The sequence below is a fragment of the Desulfuromonas svalbardensis genome (genome assembly GCF_055389415.1).
In genome coordinates this window covers 2484009-2510599 of the sequence record NZ_AP042416.1, presented here as the reverse complement: position 1 = coordinate 2510599, position 26591 = coordinate 2484009, and the positions used below count along the sequence as shown (strand labels likewise).

Below are 26591 nucleotides of genomic sequence, written 5' to 3'. Positions count from 1 at the left end.
GAGGCCGTTCCATTATGGCAAAAAAAGTAGCAAATATTTTAAGCATTAAAAAGATTACTGGGCGAAGTGTTACGACATTATCGCTACTTGTTCTGATCGTTATTGGTCTGTGTGTTGCGACGTATGTTTACTTAACGCAACAAGCACAACAGTATACTGAGCAGAATGTATCATTTTTGAATAAAACGCATCAATTAACACGGAGTATGTCTCATCTTCAAGTCCTTGAAGGGAGTATGACGGTTGCCGCATTAAACGGTCAAGTTGACGTTACTGAGATGCGTTCTGAAAAAATATTAGACCATCTTTCCTCTATGGCAGATCTGATGGATGAGTTTCTAGAGATGACGGCACAGAGTCGTCACGAAATCAAGAAGGTGTCTAATATCACCTATGAAATTTTCGCTGATATTTCTGTTGAGATTGAAGAGCTCTCGGATAGTTTGATTGATGGTGGCAACATCACTTCAAGCCTTGCAACGTATGCTAAATTTAATCAGGATGTTTCTGAATTTAATTCAAACATTGTTCAATTACAAAAGCTTTATTCAAATGTGATCACTCAGCAATTACGATTGACAGATCAAAACCAAATGTTTTATGGCGCAATAGCTGCTTGTATTGTTTTACTTATCCTTTTTGTTGTATTTGCAAAACGTTGGAATAACCGACTTGTTATTTCACTGTCACAGCTTCGTGGCGGTATTGAAAAAGTAAATGATGGTGACTTTTCTGAAGTTATTTTGACTGCTAATGATGAAATTGGCGCGACTACAGTGCTGTTCAATGAAATGGTCGAACGTTATAAGGATGCGATTATTGCAGAGTCTGAGCGAGAAGAAACTCAGAAAAATCTCATCGGTTTCCTTGAGGTCGTTAGTGAGGCTGCTGATGGTGACTTGACGATGAAGGCACCTGTTACGGCTGATGCTTTTGGTTCAATTGCTGATGCATACAATCTTATGGTTGAATGCTTATCCGATCTTTTGATGGATACCAAGCTTAATGCTAATAACGTTGGTGAGCAATCTCGTCGATTGATTCAAATCTTTGAGGACATGGAGATGGGTGCAGAAACGCAGTCGTCCCAGGTCGAACTAGCGACTCAGATTGTCCAACGCTCTGAAATTGCAGCGAAAGAGATTTCTGAGAAAGCTATGCTTGCCCAGCAGACTTCAAGCCTTGTTGATGAGGTTACTGGTAAGGGTAGTGAGCTTGTCTCAAATAACATTGAAGGGATGCAGTTAATTCGTGTAACGGTTCAGGTCATTAATAAGAAGATGAAGTCGTTATCTGAGCGACTTCTTGAGATTGGTACAATTTCCCAGCTTATTTCAGAAATCGCAACTCGGACAACTATCCTAGCGATGAATGCCTCAATCGAAGCATCAAGAGCTGGTGAACAAGGTCGTGGTTTTCTGGTTATCTCTGATGAGATCAAGCGACTTGCCGACAAATCAACAGAAGCGACAAAGCAGATTAGTGGTGTTGTTAAGTCGATTCAAAGTGAAGCGAATGAAGTAACCGCATCACTTGAAGAGGAAACAAAAACAGTTGAGAGGCAAGCGAAGCTAGCACAAGATACTGGACAATCTTTCACTGAAATCCAGAAAGCAATCAACCAATCTAAGTCTGTTGTTACCGAGATTAGTAGTTTGTCAAACCAACAGTTAGAGATGACGCGTAATGTTGAGTCATCCATGAAAAAAGTATCCGAAATTTCTGAGTTGACTTTGCAGCAAGTTAAAAATTCAGCTGCGATTACAACAGGCCTAACGGAACAGTCGTCTGAACTTCTTAATTCAGTTGATACCTTCCGTTTGCCGGAAGATCAGTAATTTAACCCTTACATAGGAGCAATCTGATATGAAAAAAGTTTTATCGGTTCTCGTCAGTGTTTTACTGGTGATTTCATTTTCAAGCACTGTTATGGCTGCTGGAAATTGGAGAAAAGGGAAGAAGAGTTTTAAGGCTGAATGTATGAACTGCCATAAGCGTGGCGGTGAAGCTAAGCGTCTTAAAATTAACAAGAAAACCAAAGCAGGGTGGACTAAGTTTTTCAGTTCTGGCTATGAGGCTGATCATGCGGCACTATGGAATAAGTTGACCGATGAACAAAGAGAGCATCTGATTAAGTATTTCCATAAATACGCAAAAGATGACAAGGCTACTCATCTTGGTTGTGGTTAAGTTATCGTAAATAAAATTACAAAAAAAACCCGCTTCTAGCGGGTTTTTTTTGTATCAAATACTTTAATTTATTTACTCACTCACTCGCACTTACGTCAGCTTCAACAGCAAAACGTTTAATCTTACGTGTTGTTGTTTTTGGGAATTCATCATCACGAATAATGAATTTCTTAACTCGCTTGTAGTCCGCTAACTGTTTACCAATCGTCAATACTTCTTGGCGAATGAGGGCTTCAATCTCTTTTATGTCCAAAGGTTGACCGCCTTGGTCTTGGGTGTGACAATCAATCATCTCTTGATCTGGATATATTTGAGCATGAACTTCTTCAGCGGCAGGGCCAACCTTGTGACCATAAACCATGACTTCTTGAATGAATGGGCTGCTTAGAAGTTCATTCTCGATTTCTTCAGGGTAAACATTTTTGCCATTAGGGGTCACAATTAAGTTTTTAACACGACCACAAATACTTAAATACCCATCTGCATCAAACTTCCCCATATCACCAGTATGATACCAGCCCTCGGTAAGAACTTCGTTTGTTGCCACTTCGTTTTTATAGTAGCCCTTCATTACGTTAGGTCCTTTGCAGAGAATCTCGCCGATACCCTCATCGTTTTCATCTTTAATTTTGACCTGAACCGAGGGGAGAGGTTTGCCAACCGTACCTATTCTCGTTCCGCCGGGTTGTTCTGCAGTAATGACAGGTGATGTTTCTGTAATTCCGTAGCCTTGGTATATTATTGTACCAAATTCTTTAAATTTAGCGGTAACGACTGGATCAAGAGCAGCACCGCCACTAACAAAGGTTGTCCCCGCACCAAGAGATTCACGGATTTTCTTCTCAACTACTTTACGCGCTATTGGCAGTGAATAGAGAGTCTTAGATATTTTCTTACTGTTGATATTGCGCATGATTCTATCAAGGAATATTCGATATACTGCAGGAACCCCAAGGAGGAAAGTTGGTTTAACTTCAGTTAGATTTTCTCCGAGTTTTTTCAGTGATTCGGCAAAGGAGACCGTTCCGCCGAGGGTGAGTGGCAGCAGAATTCCACATACCTGTTCAAAAATATGGTTGATTGGTAAAAACGATAGTGTGTGAATAGAATCATTCAATTGAAAATGTGGGATTAAGTCTTTTATGTTTGATGTGATGTTACCGTGGGTAAGAATCGCACCCTTAGAGCGTCCTGTTGTTCCCGATGTATATAGAATGATAGCTATGTCTTCAGGTGTAATGTCAACGGGATCGGGCAGACAATTTCCAACAAAGGATTTATAGGGAATTAGAACGTTTTTCTTTCGCGCTTCCTTGATCATGTTTGCGGTTGGCGAAAACAGATCAGGATTATCATCACTGGTAACATCTTCTGTTGTCATGAGATTGTGCGCTCGATTTGCTAACGCTTCGAGTGAGGCTGCTTTGTCGCGCGGAATTTTTAATTCATGAACAAGTTGGTGCCACTCAGTGATTAGGTCACCAATAATCGTAAATGCTTCTGAACTCTTTGGGAAGAGATCGTCACTGTTATCCATTACAATGATGTGGGCAAGCTTTGGTAATCCAGCCTTAAGCTCTAAAAGTGTTTCAACATAGGCTTGAGTGGTAAATATGGTGACAATATCACTGTCGCGCAAAACATGGCGTAATTCGTTTTGCTTTAGTTCTTTATCAATTGGGACAGCAACAGATCCTGTCTTGAGGATTGCAAAATAAGCTATAAGCCATCGGTTAGATGAGGGGGATAATAACGCAACATTGCTTTCTGGCTTAATATTAAGTTGTTGTATGCCTGTTGCAGCGAGATCAGAATCACGCCAAAGATCAGAGTAAGATAAACTCGTCCATCTTTTTTTCCGTTTTTCACGTAACGCAATTCGATTTGGGTGATTCTGACAGCTTAATTTAAGCAACTCTATAATGGTACTCAATGGCTACCCCGTAGGTTATAATGTGATGGTTAGTAATTTTGATACTGAAGATGCAGAACATAAATTTATAGTTGTCGTGCCAGCTTTAGCAAGAACTAAATACTAATTATGGTTTGATTGTTGTTTTTTGTTTGATGCCGAGTGATTAAATGCATAATTAGTCGAGTCTCTCTATTTTGATTTCAACGTAAAGCAGCATAAATATAGGGGTTGACAGGGTAATTCCTTTTCGGTATAACACATCTGTCGCAACACATAGGCACGTAGCTCAGTGGGAGAGCACCACCCTGACACGGTGGGGGTCGGCGGTTCGATACCGCCCGTGCCTACCATTTATAAATTGCTGTATGTTTAAGATTTAAAGGCATCCCGAGGATGCCTTTTTGCGTATATGGAGCTTAGTTATGGCGAACATTACAATAGAATTGCCTGATGGATCTAAACGTGAATACGAATCTGGGGTTTCCTGTTTGGAAATTGCCCAATCCATTGGTGAGGGGTTGGCACGGCAAACCGTTGCAGCTCGAATTAATGGTGAACTTTTCGATGCGACACAATCCGTTGAATCTGATGCAAAGGTTGAACTTATTACACTGTCTAGCCCTGAAGGGTTAGACGTTTATCGCCATACTACTGCACACTTAATGGCTCATGCCGTGAAAGAAATTTACGGTAAGGATGTTCAGGTCACAATTGGTCCATCTATTCAGAATGGCTTTTATTACGATTTCCATTGTGAAACTCATACGTTTACCCCTGAGGATTTTGATGAAATCGAATCCCGTATGAAAGAATTGATCAAGAAAAACCTCCCTATTGAGCGTTCCGAAATGGATACCGCTGATGCCATCGCTTTTTTTAAAGAGATGGGTGAAAATTTTAAGGTCGAATTAATTGAAGACCTTGGTGTTGAGTCAGTTTCTATATATCGTCAGGGTGACTTTGCTGACCTGTGCCGTGGTCCTCATTTGCCATCTACTGGAAGAATTAAGGCTTTTAAGCTCACTAGTGTTGCTGGTGCTTATTGGCGTGGAGATGAAAACCGTGAGATGCTACAGCGTATATACGCAACGGCATTCCCTGATAAAAAGCAACTTAAAGCACACCTTGCTCGCTTAGAAGAGGCACGAAAGCGTGACCATCGCAAGCTTGGTCGCGAACTCGATCTGTTCTCCTTCAGTGAAGAAGCTGGAGCTGGGCTTGTTATTTGGCACCCAAAGGGTGCTATGTTGCGAACAATTCTAGAAGACTTTGAACGCCGTGAGCATTTACGTCGTGGTTACGATTTGGTTCAAGGACCTCAAATTCTCCGAACTGACCTGTGGAAGACATCGGGTCATTATGAGAATTATCGCGAGAATATGTACTTCACTGAGGTTGAGGGGCAGGGTTTTGGTTTAAAGCCAATGAACTGTCTTGCTCACATGCTGATCTATAAGAGCAAGCTACGCTCTTATCGCGATCTCCCTCAGCGATATTTCGAATTAGGCACAGTGCATCGTCATGAAAAATCGGGTGTATTGCACGGCTTGACCCGCGTCCGAGGCTTTACACAGGATGATGCTCACATCCTCTGTGCTCCCGAGCAATTGGACGATGAGATTAAAAGTGTTCTCCGTTTTGTTCAAGATGTCATGGCTATTTTCGATTTTGAGTTTGAAATGGAACTTTCTACTCGACCAGAAAAGTCGATCGGCAGTGATCAGGATTGGGACAGTGCTACCACTGCATTGCGGAATTCCTTAGAAGATTCTGGCCTGCCATATGACATTAATGAAGGTGATGGCGCATTTTATGGGCCGAAGATCGATATTAAGCTGAAGGACGCCCTTGACAGGTATTGGCAATGTGCTACTATTCAGTGCGATTTTACCTTACCTGAACGTTTTGAGCTGAACTATATTGGCTCAGATGGCGAAAAACACCGTCCAGTTATGGTTCATCGAGTTATCCTTGGCTCTATCGAGCGTTTTATTGGTATTCTCATTGAGCATTATGCAGGTTTGTTTCCATTGTGGATTTCACCTGTGCAAGCAATCGTGATAAATGTAACGGATAATCAGTTAGATTATGCAAAACAGGTAACCGCTGATCTTCTTGATGCAGGTATTCGAGTACAGTCCGATTTGCGTAATGAAAAACTTGGTTTCAAAATTCGCGAAGCTCAAATGCAGAAGATTCCATATATGTTGGTGATCGGCGATAAAGAGATGGAAAGCTCCACACTGACTCCTAGATTTAGGACTGGTGATAATCTTCAAGCGATGACCGTGGATCAGTTTAGTCAGTTTGTTTTGGAAGAATGTAAAAAATATAATTAGGAGGTGGCACCATAGCTAAGCAAGAAACAAATATTAATCGTGCAATTCGTGCGAAAGAGGTACGTGTTGTAGACGATGCTGGTGAGCAGCTAGGTGTCATGCTTTTGCAGGATGCGTTATCGGCTGCTGTTGATCGCGGACTTGATCTGGTGGAAGTTTCACCATCGGCCAAGCCACCTGTGTGCCGTATCATGGATTACGGTAAATTTAAATATCAGCAACAGAAACGTGTCGCTGAAGCTAAAAAGAAAACCGCACGTGTTGAGCTTAAGGAAGTGAAGTTACGGCCTAAGACCGAAATTCATGACTTTAAGGTTAAAGTGAAGAATGTGCGACGTTTTCTTGACGCTGGCAACAAGGTTAAAGTAACAATCATGTTCCGTGGTCGTGAGGTAACTCACCCCGAATTTGGTCGTGACCTATTGAAACGCGTTGCTGAAGACGTGAAAGATATTGGTGTCGTTGAGTTTTTTCCAAGTATGCAAGGTCGTTTTATGCATATGGTAATGGCTCCCATTAAAAAGTAGAAATGTCATACCTTGTGGATGGCAGCATAAAAAAGAGAAATGAAGGAGATTGGGAATGCCCAAGATTAAAACTAACCGTGGTGCTGCAAAGCGCTTTCGTAAGACAGGTACAGGTAAGATTAGCCGTAATAAAGCGTTTACTAGTCATATTTTGACCAAGAAAACTACCAAACGTAAGCGTGATCTGCGTAAAGGTGCGATTGTTTGTTCAGCAGATCATAAAAATATCAGTTGCCTGATTCCTTACATGTAAGGTTCCTGCAACTCGGCTTTAAGTCCGAGAACTGTGGGGAATTTTGTCTCCCCCTTCAGATCCGGCAATGTAGATATTGTTAATAATATTTGCATTTATTTTAACATTGTAAGGAGAACAAGATGCCGAGAGTAAAAAGAGGTTTTAAAGCGAGACGTAGACGTAATAAAGTATTAAAGCTTGCAAAAGGTTACCGTGGCGCACGGAGTAAATTATTTCGTAGTGCAACTGAAGCGGTTGACCGGGCTTTAAATTACGCCTATCGTGATCGTCGTGTTAAAAAGCGTGATTTCCGTGCACTTTGGATCGCTCGTATTAATGCGGCAGCACGTTTAGACGGAGTAAGCTATAGCCGTCTTATCTTTGGTTTGAAAAAAGCTGAAATTGCACTTGACCGGAAAGTTTTGGCTGAAATTGCCGTAACTGACCCTGCAGCATTCAGTGCTGTGGTTGAAAAAGTAAAAGTTCACATTCAGTAGGAACACCAAAAGAGATGAGGTTCTTCCTCATCTCTTTTTTTATGTTTAATTTCACTTGTTTTATAAAGTGTGAATATTATTTTACAATGATTTGTTGATGGAAGCCTTATGGCTTCCATCACTTGTTTATAGCACGTGCTTTATTGCGTGGTGTTAGGGGTCGTTATGAAGGAAAAACTTGAATTGATGCTGGCTTCAGCTAATGAAGCTATGAATAATGCTACCGATGAAGCGACGCTTCAGGAAATTCGTGTCAGCTATTTAGGCAAGAAGGGGCAACTAACATCAATCATGAAGGGCATGGGTAGTCTTTCTAACGAGGAAAGACCGATTGTTGGTGCTGTTGCTAACCGTGTCAAAGATCAAGTCTCTAAGACGTTTGAAGAACAATTGAAAAGTTTGAAGTCAAGCGTTATGGCGTCACGCCTTTCTCACGAGAAGATTGATGTTACATTGCCTGGACGCATCAAAAATCATGGTACTAAGCATCCCGTAACACTCGTAACTGAAGAGCTGATTGAAATTTTTTCATCATTGGGTTTTTGTGTTGCTGAAGGACCAGAAGTAGAGCAAGATTTTTATAATTTTGAAGCACTTAACATCCCTAAAGATCATCCTGCTCGTGACATGCAAGATACTTTCTATATAAATGATGATGTGGTGTTAAGAACGCATACTTCACCCGTTCAGATTCGATCGATGCTTAAACAAAAGCCACCTTTACGTATTATTGCTCCTGGTACGGTCTACCGTCGTGACTCAGACATAACTCATAGTCCCATGTTTCATCAAATTGAAGGTTTTATGGTTGATGAAAACATCACATTTGGTGATTTGAAAGGGATACTGACAACTTTTATCCATGAATGTTTTGGCAAGAAAGTTGGGGTTAGATTTAGACCATCATTCTTCCCGTTTACTGAGCCAAGTGCAGAAGTGGATATCCAATGTGTTATTTGTGGTGGAAAAGGGTGTCGTGTTTGTAAGAATTCAGGCTGGTTAGAAATACTTGGTAGTGGAATGATTGATCCTGAAGTATTTAAATCGGTTGAGTATGACTCTGAGCGATATAGTGGTTTCGCCTTTGGTATGGGGCTAGAACGCATCGCGATGCTAAAATATGGCGTGAATGATTTACGTTTGTTTTTCGAAAATGATGTTCGATTTTTACGCCAATTTTAAATGTGCTTATTGATACATTAAGCCATGAGTCTGTCTCCCGTAACTCGATTGTGTTTGAGTTAATGCAATAATAAAGGAACTATGTAAATGATTGTCACCTATAACTGGCTAAAAGAATTTGTTGATTTTGATCTCGATTCTGACCAACTTTCACATCAGCTAACGATGGCAGGTCTCGAAGTTGATTTTATGGAAAAGCTTGGTGCGAGCCTCGACTCTGTTATTGTTGCAAAACTCGATTCTGTTGAGCCTCACCCTGAAGCAGATCGTTTAACATTGTGTCAGGTTAATACGGGTAGCGATGTGATTCCTGTCGTTTGTGGTGCAACAAACCATAAAAGTGGTGATTTGATTGCTCTGGCGCAGGTTGGCTCAGTTTTACCAGGTGATTTTAAAATCAAAAAATCTAAAATTCGTGGTGCTGAATCACGAGGAATGCTTTGTTCTGAAAAAGAATTAGGTTTAGCAGAAGAAGCTGAAGGGATTTTGATATTACCTCAAGATTTAGTCTTGGGAACCCCTGTTTTTAATGCGCTAGGCTTGAAAGATGTTCGTTACGAAATTGGATTAACTCCTAATAGGGCTGATTGTCTAAGTGTTGCTGGAGTAGCCCGTGAGGTTGGAGCTTTTGTTAATAATAAGATCCAGCTGCCAACCTCTGGTTTAATTCAAGAAGGTGATACGTCTATTGATTCTAAAACTTCGGTAACGATCGAAGACCCGACAGGCTGTCCACGTTATATGGCCCGCTTGATTGAAGGGGTAACCATCGCACCATCACCGAAATGGTTGGTTCAGCGTCTCGAATCTATCGGTATGCGTTCAATCAACAATGTTGTCGATGTCACCAATTATGTCCTGATGGAACTCGGTCACCCTTTACATGCTTTTGATTTTAATCAACTGCGCGGCAAAAAGATTGTTGTTAAGCGTGCTGATGAAGGAAGTGAGTTTGTAACTCTCGATGAACAAAAACGCCAATTAAAATCTAGCGATATAGTTATTTGTGACAGTGAAGGTCCTGTAGCGTTAGCTGGTGTCATGGGTGGTGAAAATTCTGAAGTCCAAGATACTACCGTCGACATCTTACTTGAAAGCGCATATTTTGATCCTATTTCGGTAAGGAGAACAAGTAAACGCTTAGGTATTCACACTGAAGCGTCGCATCGATTTGAACGTGGAGCTGATGTTGACATTGTTGCAATTGCGTTGGACCGTGCAATATCACTGATTCAGGAGCTCGCTGGTGGAATTGTTGCTGCGGGACACATTGATAATTACCCTCAACCTTTATTCAAGCGTAAGGTGTCGATTACCCTTACTCGTACGAATAAACTACTTGGTTTGAATTTAGGTCTTAATGATATTGAATTACTATTGAATTCAATTGAACTGGATACCGAACATTCAGATGTTAATGGCGAAAAGGCTCTTGTTGCGACAATCCCTATGTCACGACACGATTTGGAACGGGAAGTTGATTTAATTGAAGAGATTGCCCGCCTAAATGGTTATGACAATATTCCTGTTACTATGCCTATTAGTCGCGTTGTACGTAGAGCAAAAGATAAACGTCAGTTGATGACTCGCTCGTTACGTGATGCAATGGTGACACAAGGATTTAGTGAAATTATTAATTATTCCTTCACTTCACCGTCAGTATGGAATAAAATCAATCTCAGTGACGATGATGCACGAAGAAATACGATTAAAGTACTGAATCCGCTAACTGAAGAGCAATCAATAATGCGAACGAGTCTGGTTCCTGCAATGCTTGAAACTGTTGCTAGAAATCTTTCATATCGTAGTAATGATCTAAGTTTATTTGAGCTTCGTCCTGTGTTTGCCGTTCAAGAGCAGGAGGTGCAACCAATTGAATCTCTTCGTCTTTGTGCAGCAATAACAGGTAAGAGAGAGATAGAGGGTTGGTCTCAATCTGATGCAAATGTTGATTATTATGATTTGAAAGGTACTGTTGAATCGGTGTGCCAACAGTTGAATGTCTCATCTCTACGAGCTGAGCTTGACGGACAACAACCGTATTTGCACCCAGGAAAGTCGTGTCGTCTTTTTCATGATAAAGTTTTGCTCGGTGTTATGGGTGAGTTACATCCACAAGTTCAAGAAAATTACGATATTGATCAGCCTGTATATCTGGTAGATCTTGATGTTTCAGCACTCCAAACAACAAAAAAGATTGAGAAATCGTTCAAGCCGATTTCTCGTTTTCCCGATAGCTATCGAGACAGTGCATTTTTGTTTGATGAAGATGTTAGTTCACAACAGGTGTTTGAGGTCCTTTCAAAGGTAAAAGTGAAAAATCTGGATGACGTAACCCTTTTTGACATGTACAGTGGCAAAGGTGTTCCTGAAGGTAAAAAAAGTTTAGCAATCAGGGTTCGTTACCTTTCGATGGATAAGACATTTACTGATGATGAGATTAATGTAATGCATGCTAAGATAGTAAAGTCTTTACAGAAAAATTTAGGAGCTGAGATCAGATAGCTCTTGCGGCGTTAAAATGGCTGTGTTATAAACCGTTTAAAATCAACGTTCTATCTAAGTTATTAAGCTATGGAGGTATTATGACAAAAGCGGATCTTGTGGAAAATGTATATTATAAGACAGGATTTTCTAAGAAGGAGTCCGCTGAAATTGTCGAATCGGTCTTTGAGTTAATCAAAGATACCCTCGAAGGTGGCGATAAAATAAAAATTGCAGGTTTTGGTAACTTTGTTGTGAAGCAAAAAGCAACGAGAAGAGGCCGGAACCCACAGACAGGTGAAGAGATTGAGATTAGTTCACGTAAGATCTTGACCTTTAAGCCCAGCCAAGTTTTGAAAGTTGCAATCAACGAGGAGGACTAACCGTCCTCCTCGTTAGTTTATATCCCTATGAATATAGAGATTCCCGATAAGCTATTTTTTAAAATAGGTGAGGTTGCATCGATTACAGGTGTTAAACCTCATGTTCTGCGTTATTGGGAATCTGAATTCGGTAATTTTTCCCCTTCTAAAAGTCGAACTAAACAGCGTCAATATCAAAAAAAAGATATTGAGCTAGTCTTGACTTTAAAAGATCTTCTTTACAATCAAGGCTTTACAATAGCTGGGGCCCGTAAAGCGGTTCGTTTATCAAAAAAAAATCAGAATTCAAAGAAGTCATCCCAAAGTGACCATGAACTTTTATTAGATGTGCGTGAAGAATTGCGTGCATTACGTTCGTTTCTAAATTAATTTCTAAAACCCTTTGCAGAAATGATGAACGATGGATTATTCAAATGCACGCCGTCGTATGGTTGCGAAGCATGTTGTTGCCCGTGGAATCACCGATAAGAAGATCATTAGTGTAATGGAAGAGGTTCCACGCCATCAATTTGTAGAGGAAGCCCTGCAAAGTCAAGCTTATACAGATTATGCTTTGCCCATTGGTGAAAAGCAGACGATCTCGCAACCTTTTATCGTTGCTGCGATGACTGAAGCCCTTACTTTAAAGCAAGATGATCGAGTCTTGGAAGTTGGTACAGGATCAGGTTATCAGGCTGCGATTTTATCTAGGTTGGTATCTCACGTATTTAGTGTTGAACGGATCGTAAGTTTAGCACGAAGAGCACGTCGAATTTTAGATAGTATTCACTATTCAAATGTACACATTCATGTCTCTGATGGAAGTTGTGGGTGGGCTGAACAAGGTCCCTTTGATGCAATTATTGTTACCGCAGGAGCACCTGAGGTGCCGCAGGATTACCTAGATCAGCTTACGATTGGTGGTCGGCTAGTTATTCCTGTTGGAAATGGGAATTCACAGGTGCTAAAACGTATCATTCGGACTGCTGATCAGACTTTTTCTGAAGAGGATCTTCTTAATTGTCGGTTTGTTCCATTGATTGGTGAACACGGTTGGAGTGAAAAAGGGTGTTAAAAGCTTTTCGACACCTATACGATTGGGTCCTCCACTGGGCAAAAACACCTTTTGCTGTACCAGCGCTTTTTTTTCTAGCCGTCGCTGAATCTTCTTTTTTCCCGATCCCTCCAGATGTTTTACTTTTAGCATTGGGACTGTCACTGCCATTAAAAGCCTTTCGTTTTGCAGCCATCTGTACACTTGGTTCAGTTTTGGGTGGCATTGCAGGTTACGGCATAGGCTATAGCCTTTGGGAACTAAGTTCTGCTTGGTTTTATCAATGGATTCCGGGTTTTACTCCCGATGGTTTCAATTCCATTCAAGCACTCTTTGTCCAGTATGATTTTTGGTTCGTGTTTGTGGCCGGGTTTACGCCTATTCCATATAAAATCATTACAATTGGTGCTGGAGTTTTTAACGTTAGTTTTCCTGTCTTCGTTATTGCTTCTGCGGTGAGCCGTGGCATGCGCTTTTATCTCATTGCGCTGATAGTTTATCGATATGGAGATCAAGCACGAAAAATCATTGATAAAAATTTTAATGTTATAACGTCGCTATTTGCTTTATTATTAACAGGTGGTTTTTTAGTGGTTCGTTTTATTCTTTGATTGAAACTATTCATGGAAGTTGTGGATGATTCGAATAATTTATTTTTTTGTCATTTTACTCATCATTTCACAAGTTGGTTGCGCACCCAGAGGTGTTCACCATGTTGTTCAGCCGGGTCAAACTCTTTACCGAATCAGTAAAACTTATCACGTTCCTGTCGAGCGAATTATTTCATCAAACAGAATTAAAGATTCTTCAAAAATCAAGGTCGGACAACCATTATGGATTCCAGGCGTTAGTCGTACACGAACGGTATCTGTTGTCCCTAATCCCTCAGTTAAGAAACACGTTGCAACGGTAACTCCAAGAAAAAAAATTAGTCCTACCAAAGCGGCTCCTGTTACTTCAGCAATTAAAAAATCACTGCCCACAGTCCCTCCCAAAAAAGGTCAGTTATTGTGGCCGATAAAAGGGACGGTTGTAACAGTTTTCAACTTGAACAGTCGAACTCCAAGTAAGGGGATTGATATCTCTGCAAATGTCGGATCTCGTGTTAACAGTGCTGCTGCAGGGAAGGTTATATATAGTGGTAATGGTATTTCTGGTTATGGTCATGTTGTTATCATCGAACACGATCATTCTCTATTTACCGTATATGGCTATAATAAAAAAAATCTCGTTGCATCTGGTGCTTATGTTAATTCAGGCCAACACATTGCTCTTGTTGGTGTCCCTCCTGGAAAAAATCAAGGGTGTGTACATTTTGAAGTTAGGCGAAATAAAAAAGCTGTTAATCCAGCTTTATACTTGCCGAAATGATATTCTTTTAATAGGTTGATCTAACCACAAGATTGTTAGGACAGTAATATTTGCCAACGATAGGGTTAATGTATGAGCAAAGTTATTGCAAAAAAAACAAAGAATAGTGTTGTGTCTGGTAGCGATGATGCCATAAAATATTATCTTAAAGACATTCAGAAATCACAACTTCTTACCGCTGATGAAGAACGAAATATCGCACTGAAAATTGAAACAGGGGATGATCTGGCTCGCTCAAAAATGATTGAGTCTAACTTGCGACTGGTGGTCAAAATTTCAAAAAGGTACATGAACCGTGGTTTGCCTTTTCTTGATTTGATTGAAGAGGGCAACATGGGACTCATTAAGGCTGTTGAAAGATTTAAGGTCAGTAAAGAGTGCCGATTCTCAACGTATGCAACGTGGTGGATTAGACAATCAATTGAAAGGGCATTGGTCAATCAAAGTCGAACGATTCGTCTTCCTGTTCATATCGCTGAAAATATGAATAGAATGCTCAAGGCAACGCGTGAATCTCTAAAACAGTTGAATCGTGAACCTTCAGATGCTGATATTGCTGATGTTATGGGTAGTAATGTCGACGAGGTTCGTCGATTGCAACTCTTGCTAAGAAAAACGTATTCGATAGAACATCCGTTAGGAGATGATGAAGGTTATTCTTTGATGAACACGTTAGAAGATACCTCTGCTGTCACACCGACAGATCTAATTGAAAACAAAGATAAATATGTTTTTGTGAAACAATGGCTAGAGCAATTAAAGGAAAATGAACGCGAGATTTTGACCTTACGTTTTGGTTTAGATGATCGTGAACCTGAAACGCTTGAAACTATTGGTAAACGTTTTGGTGTGACCCGTGAACGAATTCGTCAAATTGAAGTAAAAAGTTTAGAAAAATTACGTACTATTATGCGCACCGAGAGTGATAATTAGTCTCGCGATATTTATCAGTAAATTAATATGGAGTAAACGTGGACGATTTAAGGAACATTATTCGTGACATCCCTGATTTCCCTAAAAAAGGAATTGTATTCAAAGATATTACAACACTTCTTTCAGATGGAAAAAGTTTTCACCGCATGATCGATCTGATTGCCCATCGTTACTTAGATAAAAAAATTGATACGATTGTTGGTGTTGAAGCGCGTGGATTTATTTTAGGGGCTGCTTTAGCGTATAAACTAGGTGTTGGTGTTACGTTAGTACGAAAGCCGGGTAAATTGCCTTATAAAACAATTCAAAAGACCTATGATCTTGAGTACGGCACAGATACATTGGAGATCCATGAAGATGCGTTTGCCCCTGGAGCTCGTGTGTTGATTGCGGATGATTTGTTGGCGACAGGTGGAACGGTCTCTGCTGTTATCGATCTTGTCAATGAGCTAGGTGCCGAAGTTGTTGAGTGTGCATTTTTAGCGGAACTTGATTTTTTAGAGGGGCGAAAGCGGTTACCCGAAAACAAGGTGTTTAGCTTACTTAATTTTTAAACAAACACGTTGTAGTCAAAGGTCGTACAAAAAAAGCACTTAGTGGTTGTCCACTAAGTGCTTGATTATTTTGGCGGCCCCGACTGGAGTCGAACCAGTGGCCTATCGCTTAGGAGGCGACCGCTCTATCCATCTGAGCTACGGGGCCAAGGTTGTTAGTTATAGCTCAATCTACACAATTGAATCAAGTAGTTTGTCTATCATTGATAAATATGTATTTATCAACGCACCTTTAACATACAAGTAGAGATTATGACATATAATGATATTTTACGCCGTTTTCGTTATGCGGTAGATTTGAGTAATTCGGTTATTTTAGAATGCTTCAAGCTAGCGAATCAAAGCGTATCTCAAGAACAGCTGCACCGTTTTTTTAAGCGTGAAAAAGAGTCAGGTTATCTGGAGCTTTCGGCTGAGTTGATGAATTCTTTTTTTGATGGTCTAATCATTTTTACTCGTGGCAAAAAAGAAAATGAATCTCATCTTGAGCAACAGCGTCAAGTACCACTAAATAACAATGTTATTCTAAAAAAAATACGTATAGCGCTTGAATTGCGTGAAGACGATATGTTGAACCTTTTAGATACCGCTGATTTTACAATTTCACGTTCTGAGCTTAGTGCATTGTTTCGTAAAAAGGGGCATAAAAACTACAAAGAATGCGGAGACCAGCTGTTAAGAAACTTTATTAATGGTTTGACACAGCACAATCGAATTAAACAAAATAAGGTTGATAATGGCTAATCACTCTCCTTATTTAGGTCCTCATTGCGTTCAGTTGAAGCAATGGATTGAGTGTGCCCCATTCGAAAAGCAATTAGGGATAGAGATCATCTGCGCCCAAAAAGGTCAGGCGGTTTTAACCATGCCGTTTCGTGCTGAATTTGCTAATGGTGGTAATTTGCTTCATGGTGGAGCCTTAGTAAGTCTCGCTGACACCGCAGCAGTTATGGCTATAAAAAGTATGCTTTCTCCTGGGACACATTTTGGAACTATAGATATGAATGTTGATTTCCATCATCCTGTCGTTAGGGGTATGGTTACTGCCCGTAGTGAAATCAATCAGATTGAGGAACGATTATGGCACTCATCAGTTACTATCGAAGATGAAAAAAAGCGCATTGCTATGACTATGAATGCCACATTTAAGATCTCAAAACGTCCAATTCAACCTTGTGAGCCAAGATGATTTTTGAAGTACTAAACCAATTGTCTTCTCTTGGCTTTGTATACCATGTTGCAATTCTGTTCATTGTCTTTATTGTTATGTTGTCCATTTACCTTGCCTTTAATCTGCGGCACAAAAACCATCTATTAAACCTTCATTTGCATGAACGAGATGAAGCCTTGGCACAATTACTTCTTTTGCTTGATGTTGAGAATGAGCTGAATGTTTCAAACGAATCTATAGAACAGCAGCAGGTGCAAATCCAAAATTTGCGTATTGATCATGTTCGACAACAAGAAGCAAACAATTACCTTGAAAAAGCGCTCGAGTTATCTCAACAACGTGCCAGTGAACTCACTGATCTACGTGCTCAATTAATGATCAAGCAGTGTGAAATTGCGACATTGTCAACTCGGTTAGACGAACAGAAACATCAGAATGAGGAAAAGATTCAACTGCTTAGTGATGCGAAAAACACAATGGCGGAGCAGTTCAAAGGCCTAGCGAATGAAATATTTGAAGCTAAAGAACGCCGTTTTTCAGAACAAAGTAGTCAGCAAATCCAGAGTATTCTTAACCCCTTTCGTGATCAATTACACGATTTCAAAAATAAGGTTGATGAGGTCTATGTTAGTGATGTTCGCGATAGATCATCCTTGAAACAAGAGTTAAGTCACCTACGTCAACTCAATATTGAGATGAACCGTGAGGCTGTCAATTTGACGCGTGCTTTGAAAGGTGACAATAAGACTCAAGGTAATTGGGGGGAGCTTGTTTTACAACGTGTTCTGGAACAGTCAGGCTTAAGAGCTGGAATAGAATATGATGCTCAAGGGGCATTTCGAGATGCGGATAATCGACTATTAAAACCAGACGTTATTGTTCATTTGCCTGAGAATAAAAATGTGATTATTGATTCGAAGGTGTCTCTAGTGGCTTATGAACGATATTGTAACGAGGAAGACACAAGTCTTCGCGATCAAGCCCTACAGCAACACGTGTTGGCGGTTAAACAGCACATTACAACATTGAGTGCAAAAGATTATTCGAGTTTGGTCGGCGTGAACTCACTTGATTTTGTTCTACTATTTATGCCTATTGAATCAGCATTTATGGTTGCTTTTCAGGCTGATGATTCTTTGTTTAATCATGCTTTTGAGCGACGCATTGTCGTTGTTGCCCCAACAACTTTGCTTGCGACATTACGTACAATTGAAAATATTTGGCGCTATGAAAGACAGAACAACAATGCTCAGGTTATTGCTGAACGTGCTGGAGCAATTTATGACAAGTTACGGGGCTTTGTTGATGACATGGAAAAACTTGGTCTACAGTTGGCAACTGTAGAGAGTACATATGCAATGGCGATGACAAAATTAACCCAAGGTCGAGGTAATCTTATCAGCCAAGCTAATCGTTTTGTTGAACTTGGTGTTAAAGTACGAAAGCCGCTATCTAAAACAATTTTGGAGAAATCAGAATTAGAAGCGACTTTCGATGGTGAACTGGACCAGTAAATAGGTGAACTTTTATTCTTTTAGTACCATATCAATGCACATCACTGCGGCCACAATAAGTTGGCGCGCGACATCATCTTCAGCAACACTATCTGAGATTTTCAGGACATAGTTATCGGCACTGGTGAACATCTCTTTACCAATTCCTGCCCATTTTTTTGCTACATGAGCCATCTCAATTTCACCATTTGAAAACTTAAAATCCCATCCTGTCCATTTTCCTTTTAACTGACATACTGCGGACTCGTTGGCATCAAAGACGGTAAAGGCGCCACCGATAGAGAACAGCTTTTGCTTGAACATTCCAATTAATTGGTCATGTTCGTCAAACACCTCCACTTTAGACAAAAAAATGGAAATACCTCTTTTGACTCGAATTAATTGTCCCCCTTCGGGTGTTTTAATTTTAACATCAAAAGGTGTCATTCTTTTGTAATCAGTAAAACGCAACATCTTAGTGAAAATGCCGAGTTGGTCTTCACGACATTCCATCATAATTTGACCTGATTCTGGATCGTAAATATCATAGTTATTTGCCGCTTTAAACATACCGACATGTTCTTTAACCAGATATACGTTGTGATTAAGAGCTGCGTTCATTATTGTCCCTTCCTTCTGGGTGGATGACCTTTGAATTTACGCTATGTCAATCTCTATGGTAGAGAATCGAGCTGCCGATTTCGCAACCAATATTATTTGCAACAACACTGCATTTTACTTTTAATAAAAAGAAGATATTTCCCTCTACATCACTGAGCGTTTCATAGTTGCCTTGTCCTTTAGCAATGATGAGGTCAGCATGCTGAAACTTCTCATGAAACTCATTACTACAATACTTCAACAAGGTCCCAGGGGAGTCATCTCCATTGTCAATCACTGGAACAAGCTCTGTTATTCCAGCTTGTTCTGCATCGGCCATTAAAGCGTCATTTAGGATGGGGCCACCACGAACGACGAAGGTAGTTTTTTCTAAGGGTAATTGGTGAAGTAATAATTTATCGAGAACAATCTCTCCAGCATTATCTCCTAAATATAAAATTGATTCTGCTTGATCAATGGCGTTTACAAATTGATCGGTATCGCCAATAAGCGGGACATGAAGACCTTGTTCTAAAGCATTCAAGGCCTGTTGCTCAGACAAGTCATGATAGACACCATGGTCAATACTGTTGCCTGCTATCGCTAAAAGAATTGCAGATTTAAAGGGGTCATCTGATAACAGCATATTTTGTTCAAGTTGTGGGAGCAACTGTAACGCTAAGTTTTGGTCGCGTTTTTTTTCATCACTAAAGGGATCAGCATTGCCACTTATTTCTCGAATCATTCGATGAATAGTTCGGGCCATTTCGGGAGGAGAGAGGTCGAAATCTATGCGACTCATATGTTGTAAAACAGTGCGTAGAATTTTTTCAGAATCATTGCTATCAAGATTGGCCTTCCCTAAGGCACTAATGGTTTGTTTTACAAAACAGGGAATACAGTCATGGTATGTTATCATTCGTTGTTTCCATTTAAAAAAAACCCTGCTGAATAAGCAGGGCTTTTATGTGAGAAATGATACCGCATAAACAGTACTAATTATTTATGTAACTTATTGTTATAAAATGCCTGTTGCAACCCTTCAGTCATCGTACATTCATAGCCATCAATACGGGCTATCAATTGTCTACTTTGACCATCAATAAAGTCGATATTTGCCGTTGCGCTATGATTGTTTACTTTCGTCACACGGCATTGAATTCGCGTTGAGCCAACAGGAAAGTGTTCACAAAATTGACGATACTCAGAAATAAACGATGGTAATGAACCAAGTTTTTTTTGTGAGAAGCTCCAAAGTATCATCATTTGGAAGCTGCTATCTAGGGCCTGAGGATCAGCTAACCATTGATTTCTTAGTGGATTATTCATCCACTTTGAAGGCATCGGAGCAACATTTGACAGGGCGATAATCCCTTCGATATTGTTGCCGACTACATGAGTTAATCCTTGTAACGACGGCCCATGAAATAGTTTTCCCGATGAATAAATTTCATCCTTAGAGTTAATTTCACCACCATCAATCACCAGTGGCTCCATACTTGGTCTTTGTGGCGGTAGGGTGGTGGTTAAAACAATATCAGCACTTGTGTAAATGCTGCCATCAGCTGCGTTGCAAATACTCATGGGAACAATAAACTGGCCATCGCTGTTTTCAACTCTGCCGCAACGGAGATCAACCTCAATGGGTGTTTTATGATCGAGAAGAAGTCCTTTTTTGACTCTTAAATTATTGAAACCATGAAAAATAAGGCCTGGTTGATTATGTAATGCTCCTTGAGCTAGCCATTCAACGAGTATTGCCATTGGCACAACAGCGTTGCCGTTAATGACATGATCCTCTAAAAATGGCATCGAATTGATATTTACATTCAAATGATACACTGAGGTGCTGAGTTGAGTAGGATCAGCTTCGTGTGGTACTTCAACCGTGGCGATTGGTTTTGCGCTTGAAGGGTCGCCTTCACCACCAAGAATAACCACTTCAACATGATCATCACAATGGGCGAGTTCTTTTAATAAATAGTCGGCACCACACTGTAAGTCAATAACGTCTATCCCCTCAGCTGCAAAGATTTTCTTAAGTGCTGGAGTCACCATGCCACCATCCCAAGGTCCCCAATTTATCGAAACAATACGACAATCTTGCCGTTGTCGGGCAAGGGCTTGAGCTGTCTTGTTTAATACTTCGTTGGCAACCGCGTAATCCACTTGCCCTGTTCGACCAAAGCGTCCTGTTGAAGAGGAAAATAGGGCAATAAAGGTGAGTGGGTCGGCGTGAGTTGCTTGAAGCAGAGCTTGTAATCCGCCAACTTTTGTCGAGTAGACAAGATCAAACTGTTCTAGGGTTTTGTCTTCAATCATTCTGTCAGCAAGGACACCAGCACCATGAATAATTCCACGAACCGTACCAAATTCACGTACTTGTTGAATGATCTCATTCACGGCTTGTTCATCGCGAATATCGACACTGCGATAGATGACCTTTGACCCAGTTGCTTCAAGGCGCTGGATGTTGTCGAGAAGTTCACGATTATTCAGTGCACTCTGACATGCATCATTTAATTGACGAGGCTTCAAGGGGTGATCTGCGTGTGCCATTATGGCTTTTTTCACTTCAGCTTCATTTTTTGCAGAACAAAGCCAATCTGGCTCCGCTTCAGGTAGTTCACTTCGACCCAAGAGGAGCAGGGTGGGCTGACCTGATTGCGCTATGGTATGGGCAACCTCTGCTGTTACACCTCGTGCACCACCACTGATTACGATAATATCCGTTGCAGATAAATTGAGAGTTGAATCGGATTGAGGTAAATTTTCCTGATGTAATACCAAGGTCATTCTACCCGATTTGTTTGCTGCAACTTCTAAAGGTCCAACACACAGGAGTTCTTCGATGATTGCATCAACCTGTTGGTTTTCTTCTAAATCAATACCAAGGTCAAGAGCTTTGCAGTGAATATCTGGCCATTCATGGTGTGCTGTTTTGCTAATACCCGCTAAACCGCCAGAAAGTGGATCAATAATCGGCGCTTGTCGATTGAACCCACACATTCCATCTAGATGAGATACCGTCATTAAGCAGCTGTCGGCGCTTGAACTATTGTTCTTTAACGCATTCGCACAGCGTTGTACTAGAGAAAATGCATCCCTTATAAATTGGCTATCTGTGCCAAACTGCGGTGATAATACAACTAAGGCAGTAAGGCTTTCGGGCGTTACCGAGTGGCTTGGGCTAACAAGCTCAGCTTTAAACCCACGCAGATTGAGTTGATTGACAACTTCAATTGATAGCGACGAACAATCATCAACGACCCAAATCGGTGCTTTCTTATGCAGTGATACGCTAGCTCGATTTGCTTCGACCTCTTGAAGTGAAATCACTTGTCGATGTAATTTAGCTTCTGACGATGGAGACGGTGCAACGATCGCTGTTACTGTCTGTGCGGTGTTTGATTCCGTCGTTACCGATTTTCCATCCATCGCTTCAACAATTTGGCGCAGCGTTTGTAAACTGCCAAGTTGTTCAGGTTGTAATGCCGGTAGTTCAGGTAGTTTCTCTTGAATAGCCGATAAGATCTCTACACGTTTAATTGAGTCAATACCAAGGTCGGCATCGAGACTCATATCAAGTTCAAGCATCTCTTGCGGGTAGCCCGTCTTTTCGGCAACTACTTCGAGTAATGTTACCGAAACATCAGCGCTTGCAGTAGCCATGGTTGAAGCAGCTACCGCTGTTGCCGTAATGGGAACGCTACCCATTGCTTCAACAATTTGGCGCAGCGTTTGTAAACTGCCAAGTTGTTCAGGTTGTAATGCCGGCAGTTCAGGTAGTTTCTCTTGAATAGCCGATAAGATCTCTACACGTTTAATTGAGTCAATACCAAGGTCGGCATCGAGACTCATATCAAGTTCAAGCATCTCTTGCGGATAGCCCGTCTTTTCGGCAACTACTTCGAGTAATGTTACCGAAACATCAGCGCTTGCAGTAGCCATGGTTGAAGCAGCTACTGCTGTTGCCGTAATGGGAACGCTACCCATTGCTTCAACAATTTGACGTAATGTTTGTAAACTGCCAAGTTGTTCAGGTTGTAATGCCGGCAGTTCAGGTAGTTTCTCCTGAATGGCCGATAAGATCTCTACACGTTTAATTGAGTCAATACCAAGGTCGGCATCGAGACTCATATCAAGTTCAAGCATCTCTTGCGGATAGCCCGTTTTTTCGGCAACTACTTCGAGTAATGTTGCCGAAACATCAGCGCTTGCAGTAGCCATGGTTGAAGCAGCTACCGCTGTTGTCGTAATGGGAACGCTACCCATTGCTTCAACAATTTGGCGTAAAGTTTGTAAACTGCCAAGTTGTTCAGGTTGTAATGCCGGCAGTTCAGGTAGTTTCTCTTGAATAGCCGACAAGATCTCTACACGTTTAATTGAGTCAATACCAAGGTCGGCATCGAGACTCATATCAAGTTCAAGCATCTCTTGCGGATAGCCCGTTTTTTCGGCAACTACTTCGAGTAATGTTGCTGACACATCGATGCTAACAGTTTGAACAGCGGAAACAACAGGAGCTTTAATTGGTTGGACAATGACTTTTTCTTGAACCGTTGCTGCGCTGGTAATTGTTGGAAGCACAAGTGACGTTGGTGTCGCGACTCCCATCTGATGGTCCATTAACGAACGCATGGTTTGTACCGCTGCGGCTTGACCCTCAAGGAACTGATTGTGTAGCTTTGCGGTATCTTCCTGCATCCGTTGCAAAACAAGCATATTGTCTTGTAGTGCACGTAATGAATCCGCTGATGCTGTTGGGGTAGCGGCGGGTGTTGGTGCTGCCGTAACCTGAGCTACTGGTTTAGGTAGCGTGTTGGCATCAACTAAGTTTCGTTTGCTATCAGGTCGATCCGGTGCTTTTTTTCGGTAGTTCGCACCCGTAAGAGTCACTGTCATACGTGGAGCAGGGGATTCAGGTTGACTCAGCTCACGGAGGGCATACTCACTATCCCAATTTTGCAGTTGGATAGGATAGCCGATGGCCGCTAACTGAATTAACAAACGAGCTAAATCGTTTAAGCCTGAACGCTTGCCATTCGATGAGTCTAAAGCGATGGCTTGCGCCTCTTTACCCTTAAGGATTTTGCCAACCATTCCAGTTAGACGTGCGCCAGGGCCGACCTCAACAAAGGTCGTAATTCCTGAAGCATACATCTGCTCAATCTGCTGAACAAATTCAACAGGGCTGGCAATTTGATCGGCGAGCAACGAACGGATTGCATCACTATTATCAGGGTAAGGTGCTGCTGTTTTATTTGCATAGACCGGTGCATCTGCTGGCTTAACCTCAACGTCATTAAGCGCCGCAAGAAATGGTTCAGATGCCGATGCAACAAGCTTACTATGAAATGCTGCTGCAACATCTAAGGCCACGCAACGTAAACCACGCTCTTTACACAATTGCGTAGCACGCTCAATTTCACTACGTGAGCCAGAAAGAACACCCTGACTGGGAGTGTTACGGTTGGCGAGAACAAGATCAAGCTTTTCTTCGGCTAAAAGTTGTTCAATTTTATCCAACGATGATGAGACAGCGAGCATCGTTCCCTTATCGCTGCCATCTCCAGCCATCAATTCACCGCGTAATTGAGATAACCGGAATAGATCTTCACTGCTATAGCAACCCGCTGCACAGAGAGCGGTTAATTCACCATAACTGTGTCCACCCCATGCGTTTGCTGTAATTCCGTAGCTTTTAATATAGTTCCACGCACCAAGACTCACTGCTCCAATTGCAGGTTGAGCCACTTGTGTCGCCTGAAGTTTTTTTATTGCTGCAGATTGATCATCATCAGAATAAACAGAATGGGGATAAATTAATTGATTTAAACCATTCTCAATATTAAGAGTATTGTCAGCCGTATTGAGTGTGTTTAGAAATTGTGGTGCGTGGCAGGCTAAATCAACCAGCATTTGTGGATATTGAGCACCCTGACCAGGAAAAAGGACCGCAAGTTTTCCACTCTGAGCACTATTGCCATACCAGATTCCTGTTGGCGTATTTGCCAATACTTTATCGCTTGTTACTAACTTTTGAGCATTGGCTATTGTCGCGTTAAGTTCTTTGGCCGATTCTACGACAAATAGAATTCGTTGTGGGTCTGTTGAATTGAAGTCGACACGACTTTGAGCCGCAAATCTCTTAAGTTTTTCCGCAGATATGTCCGTAGGGATTTGTTGTAATTGCTGCTGTAGTGAATTTTTATCTGCACCACTTAATGCAATAATCTGTGGGGCAGTACTCCAGTCACAACTGATCGATTCGCTGTTATGTTCCTCAAGAACACAATGGAAATTGCTACCACCAAAGCCAAAAGCACTTACTGCCGCCCGACGAGGATGATCAGGGCTTGATAGCCATGGTCTCATTTTAGTATTAACATAAAATGGGCTGTTACCAGTGGTGATCACCTCTTGTGGCTGATCAACATTGATAGTTGGTGGCAACACTTTACTGTGCAACGCAAGGGCTGTTTTGATTAAACCCGCTGAACCCGCTGACGCTTTGGTATGACCGATTTGTGACTTAACTGACCCCAGAGCGCACCAGGGTGTTCCATCGCTCTCACCATATACTTCGCGTAGGGCAGTTATTTCCGTCGCATCACCAACTTTAGTGCCTGTCCCATGAGCTTCAACCAAACTGACTGATTTTGGGTCAATACCCGCTTGCTGGTAAGCGTCACAAAGAGTTCGTTTTTGACCATCGGCGCTAGGCTCGTAAATAGCGCCTTTTTTGCCATCACTTCCGGTACCAATACCACGAATCACAGCATAGATTTGGTCATTATCACGTTCGGCATCGTCAAGGCGTTTAAGGACAACAAGTCCAAGCCCTTCACCTATTAACGTGCCATCGGAATGGCTATCAAAAGGGCGAATAATATTTGATGGTGATAGGGCAGGGGTTTTGCTGAAACAGGTGTACATAAAGATATCATTGAAGGTGTCAACACCACCAGTAATGACCATGTCGCTACGGCCACACGAAAGTTCCATAGCGGCCATATGTACCGCACTCAAAGAACTGCCACATGCCGCATCAATGACACTGTTTGTGCCACCTAGATCAAATTGTTTACTAATTCTACCGGCGACAACATTCCCTAGCAAGCCAGGGAATGAATTCTCTTGCCACGGCACATAGCTATCGGCAATACGCTCAACAACGTCTTGAGCGACATCGTCAGGAATTCCGGCTCCTTTTAATGCCTTGCGCCAAGCAGGATGACTTAATCGCGCGCCAAGGGGGATCACCATCTCCAGAGCGCCTGTTACGCCGAGCAGTACGCTCACTCTGTCGCGGGCAAAATCGCTAGCAGGATCGTAGCCGGCATCCTTAAGGGCTTCACGTGCGGCAACTAAACCTAACAGTTGTGAGGTGTCAATGGCTTCAAGGATATTGGGCTGGATACTGAACTCAAGAGGATTAAACTCAATGGGATCAAGAAATCCACCACGCTTGCCATACGTATGATCAGGTCGTTTTGGATCTGGGTCATAATGATCTGCAACGCGCCAATGAGATTCAGGGATGTCGCTAATACTATCGACACCACCTTTTATATTAGCCCAAAAGGAATCTTTATTTTCAGCTTGTGGAAAAAGACAGCCAATGCCAACGATAGCAAGCGGTGTTGCGAGTGCTGTCATATTGTTATTATTGGTTACGGTC

At 41.5% G+C, this 26591-nt stretch carries 22 protein-coding genes and 2 tRNA genes; 19 read left to right on the top strand and 5 right to left on the bottom strand.

Annotated features, from left to right (window positions below):
* Positions 1 to 14 precede the first annotated feature (14 nt).
* Entirely contained in the window at positions 15 to 1838 is a 1824-nt protein-coding gene (locus tag ACZ5KY_RS11230; protein WP_464243987.1) for a methyl-accepting chemotaxis protein, read from the top strand.
* A gap of 28 nt (positions 1839 to 1866) precedes the next feature.
* Complete coding sequence (locus ACZ5KY_RS11225; protein WP_464243986.1) at positions 1867 to 2190, top strand: c-type cytochrome; 324 nt, start codon at positions 1867 to 1869, stop codon at positions 2188 to 2190.
* A gap of 76 nt (positions 2191 to 2266) precedes the next feature.
* Here the strand turns inward: ACZ5KY_RS11225 and ACZ5KY_RS11220 are convergent, their stop codons facing one another.
* Positions 2267 to 4123: an AMP-dependent synthetase/ligase gene (locus ACZ5KY_RS11220; RefSeq protein WP_464243985.1), complete on the bottom strand. Its 1857-nt coding sequence runs from the start codon at positions 4121 to 4123 to the stop codon at positions 2267 to 2269.
* Positions 4124 to 4380: 257 nt separating this feature from the next.
* Between ACZ5KY_RS11220 and ACZ5KY_RS11215 the strand changes: the two genes are divergently transcribed.
* The 14 genes from ACZ5KY_RS11215 (at position 4381) to ACZ5KY_RS11150 (ending at position 15643) form a co-directional block, all read left to right on the top strand.
* Positions 4381 to 4455 (top strand) — tRNA-Val (locus tag ACZ5KY_RS11215).
* A gap of 72 nt (positions 4456 to 4527) precedes the next feature.
* Positions 4528 to 6444: a threonine--tRNA ligase gene (gene thrS / locus ACZ5KY_RS11210; protein ID WP_464243984.1), complete on the top strand. Its 1917-nt coding sequence runs from the start codon at positions 4528 to 4530 to the stop codon at positions 6442 to 6444.
* Between the two features lie 11 nt (positions 6445 to 6455).
* Positions 6456 to 6971, top strand: a complete 516-nt coding sequence (gene infC, locus ACZ5KY_RS11205) for a translation initiation factor IF-3 (RefSeq protein WP_464244661.1) — start codon at positions 6456 to 6458, stop codon at positions 6969 to 6971.
* Positions 6972 to 7026: 55 nt separating this feature from the next.
* Positions 7027 to 7224 carry a 50S ribosomal protein L35 gene (gene rpmI / locus ACZ5KY_RS11200; RefSeq protein ID WP_464243983.1) on the top strand — a complete coding sequence of 66 codons (198 nt, stop codon included), beginning with the start codon at positions 7027 to 7029 and terminating at the stop codon, positions 7222 to 7224.
* Positions 7225 to 7346: 122 nt separating this feature from the next.
* A complete protein-coding gene (rplT, locus tag ACZ5KY_RS11195; protein ID WP_464243982.1) occupies positions 7347 to 7703 on the top strand; it encodes a 50S ribosomal protein L20 in 357 nt (118 codons plus the stop codon).
* 165 nt (positions 7704 to 7868) lie between these two features.
* Positions 7869 to 8885 (top strand): phenylalanine--tRNA ligase subunit alpha, encoded by a 1017-nt coding sequence (gene pheS, locus ACZ5KY_RS11190; protein WP_464243981.1) that lies wholly within the window; start codon positions 7869 to 7871, stop codon positions 8883 to 8885.
* 87 nt (positions 8886 to 8972) lie between these two features.
* Entirely contained in the window at positions 8973 to 11390 is a 2418-nt protein-coding gene (gene pheT, locus ACZ5KY_RS11185; RefSeq protein WP_464243980.1) for a phenylalanine--tRNA ligase subunit beta, read from the top strand.
* Between the two features lie 80 nt (positions 11391 to 11470).
* Entirely contained in the window at positions 11471 to 11752 is a 282-nt protein-coding gene (locus ACZ5KY_RS11180) for an integration host factor subunit alpha (protein WP_464243979.1), read from the top strand.
* 27 nt (positions 11753 to 11779) lie between these two features.
* Positions 11780 to 12121 (top strand): MerR family transcriptional regulator, encoded by a 342-nt coding sequence (locus ACZ5KY_RS11175; RefSeq protein WP_464243978.1) that lies wholly within the window; start codon positions 11780 to 11782, stop codon positions 12119 to 12121.
* Positions 12122 to 12152: 31 nt separating this feature from the next.
* Positions 12153 to 12806 carry a protein-L-isoaspartate(D-aspartate) O-methyltransferase gene (locus ACZ5KY_RS11170; RefSeq protein WP_464243977.1) on the top strand — a complete coding sequence of 218 codons (654 nt, stop codon included), beginning with the start codon at positions 12153 to 12155 and terminating at the stop codon, positions 12804 to 12806.
* On the top strand, positions 12800 to 13396 hold the full coding sequence (locus tag ACZ5KY_RS11165) for a YqaA family protein (RefSeq protein ID WP_464243976.1): 597 nt from the start codon (positions 12800 to 12802) through the stop codon (positions 13394 to 13396). Before ACZ5KY_RS11170 ends, ACZ5KY_RS11165 begins: the two co-directional genes overlap by 7 nt.
* 25 nt (positions 13397 to 13421) lie before the next feature.
* Positions 13422 to 14156 carry a peptidoglycan DD-metalloendopeptidase family protein gene (locus tag ACZ5KY_RS11160; RefSeq protein WP_464243975.1) on the top strand — a complete coding sequence of 245 codons (735 nt, stop codon included), beginning with the start codon at positions 13422 to 13424 and terminating at the stop codon, positions 14154 to 14156.
* Positions 14157 to 14228: 72 nt separating this feature from the next.
* Positions 14229 to 15089 (top strand): sigma-70 family RNA polymerase sigma factor, encoded by an 861-nt coding sequence (locus ACZ5KY_RS11155; protein WP_464243974.1) that lies wholly within the window; start codon positions 14229 to 14231, stop codon positions 15087 to 15089.
* Between the two features lie 38 nt (positions 15090 to 15127).
* On the top strand, positions 15128 to 15643 hold the full coding sequence (locus ACZ5KY_RS11150) for an adenine phosphoribosyltransferase (protein ID WP_464243973.1): 516 nt from the start codon (positions 15128 to 15130) through the stop codon (positions 15641 to 15643).
* Between the two features lie 71 nt (positions 15644 to 15714).
* On the opposite strand, the gene ACZ5KY_RS11145 is transcribed toward ACZ5KY_RS11150, so the two are convergent.
* A tRNA-Arg gene (locus ACZ5KY_RS11145) sits at positions 15715 to 15791 on the bottom strand.
* A 104-nt stretch (positions 15792 to 15895) separates the two neighbouring features.
* On the opposite strand from ACZ5KY_RS11145, the gene ACZ5KY_RS11140 reads away from it, so the two are divergent.
* From ACZ5KY_RS11140 to ACZ5KY_RS11130, 3 genes are read left to right on the top strand one after another with little or no spacing between them, the layout of a single operon-like run.
* Entirely contained in the window at positions 15896 to 16387 is a 492-nt protein-coding gene (locus ACZ5KY_RS11140) for a YehS family protein (RefSeq protein WP_464243972.1), read from the top strand.
* A complete protein-coding gene (locus ACZ5KY_RS11135; RefSeq protein WP_464243971.1) occupies positions 16380 to 16832 on the top strand; it encodes a PaaI family thioesterase in 453 nt (150 codons plus the stop codon). The genes ACZ5KY_RS11140 and ACZ5KY_RS11135 overlap by 8 nt, the downstream gene beginning before the upstream one ends.
* Entirely contained in the window at positions 16829 to 18328 is a 1500-nt protein-coding gene (locus tag ACZ5KY_RS11130) for a DNA recombination protein RmuC (protein WP_464243970.1), read from the top strand. The genes ACZ5KY_RS11135 and ACZ5KY_RS11130 overlap by 4 nt, the downstream gene beginning before the upstream one ends.
* A gap of 12 nt (positions 18329 to 18340) precedes the next feature.
* Here the strand turns inward: ACZ5KY_RS11130 and ACZ5KY_RS11125 are convergent, their stop codons facing one another.
* The 3 genes from ACZ5KY_RS11125 to ACZ5KY_RS11115 all read right to left on the bottom strand — a co-directional run bounded on the left by ACZ5KY_RS11125 (position 18341) and on the right by ACZ5KY_RS11115 (position 26569).
* A complete protein-coding gene (locus ACZ5KY_RS11125) occupies positions 18341 to 18928 on the bottom strand; it encodes an LURP-one-related family protein (RefSeq protein WP_464243969.1) in 588 nt (195 codons plus the stop codon).
* A 46-nt stretch (positions 18929 to 18974) separates the two neighbouring features.
* Positions 18975 to 19826 (bottom strand): damage-control phosphatase ARMT1 family protein, encoded by an 852-nt coding sequence (locus ACZ5KY_RS11120; protein ID WP_464243968.1) that lies wholly within the window; start codon positions 19824 to 19826, stop codon positions 18975 to 18977.
* A gap of 80 nt (positions 19827 to 19906) precedes the next feature.
* Complete coding sequence (locus tag ACZ5KY_RS11115; RefSeq protein WP_464244660.1) at positions 19907 to 26569, bottom strand: SDR family NAD(P)-dependent oxidoreductase; 6663 nt, start codon at positions 26567 to 26569, stop codon at positions 19907 to 19909.
* Positions 26570 to 26591: the final 22 nt, after the last annotated feature.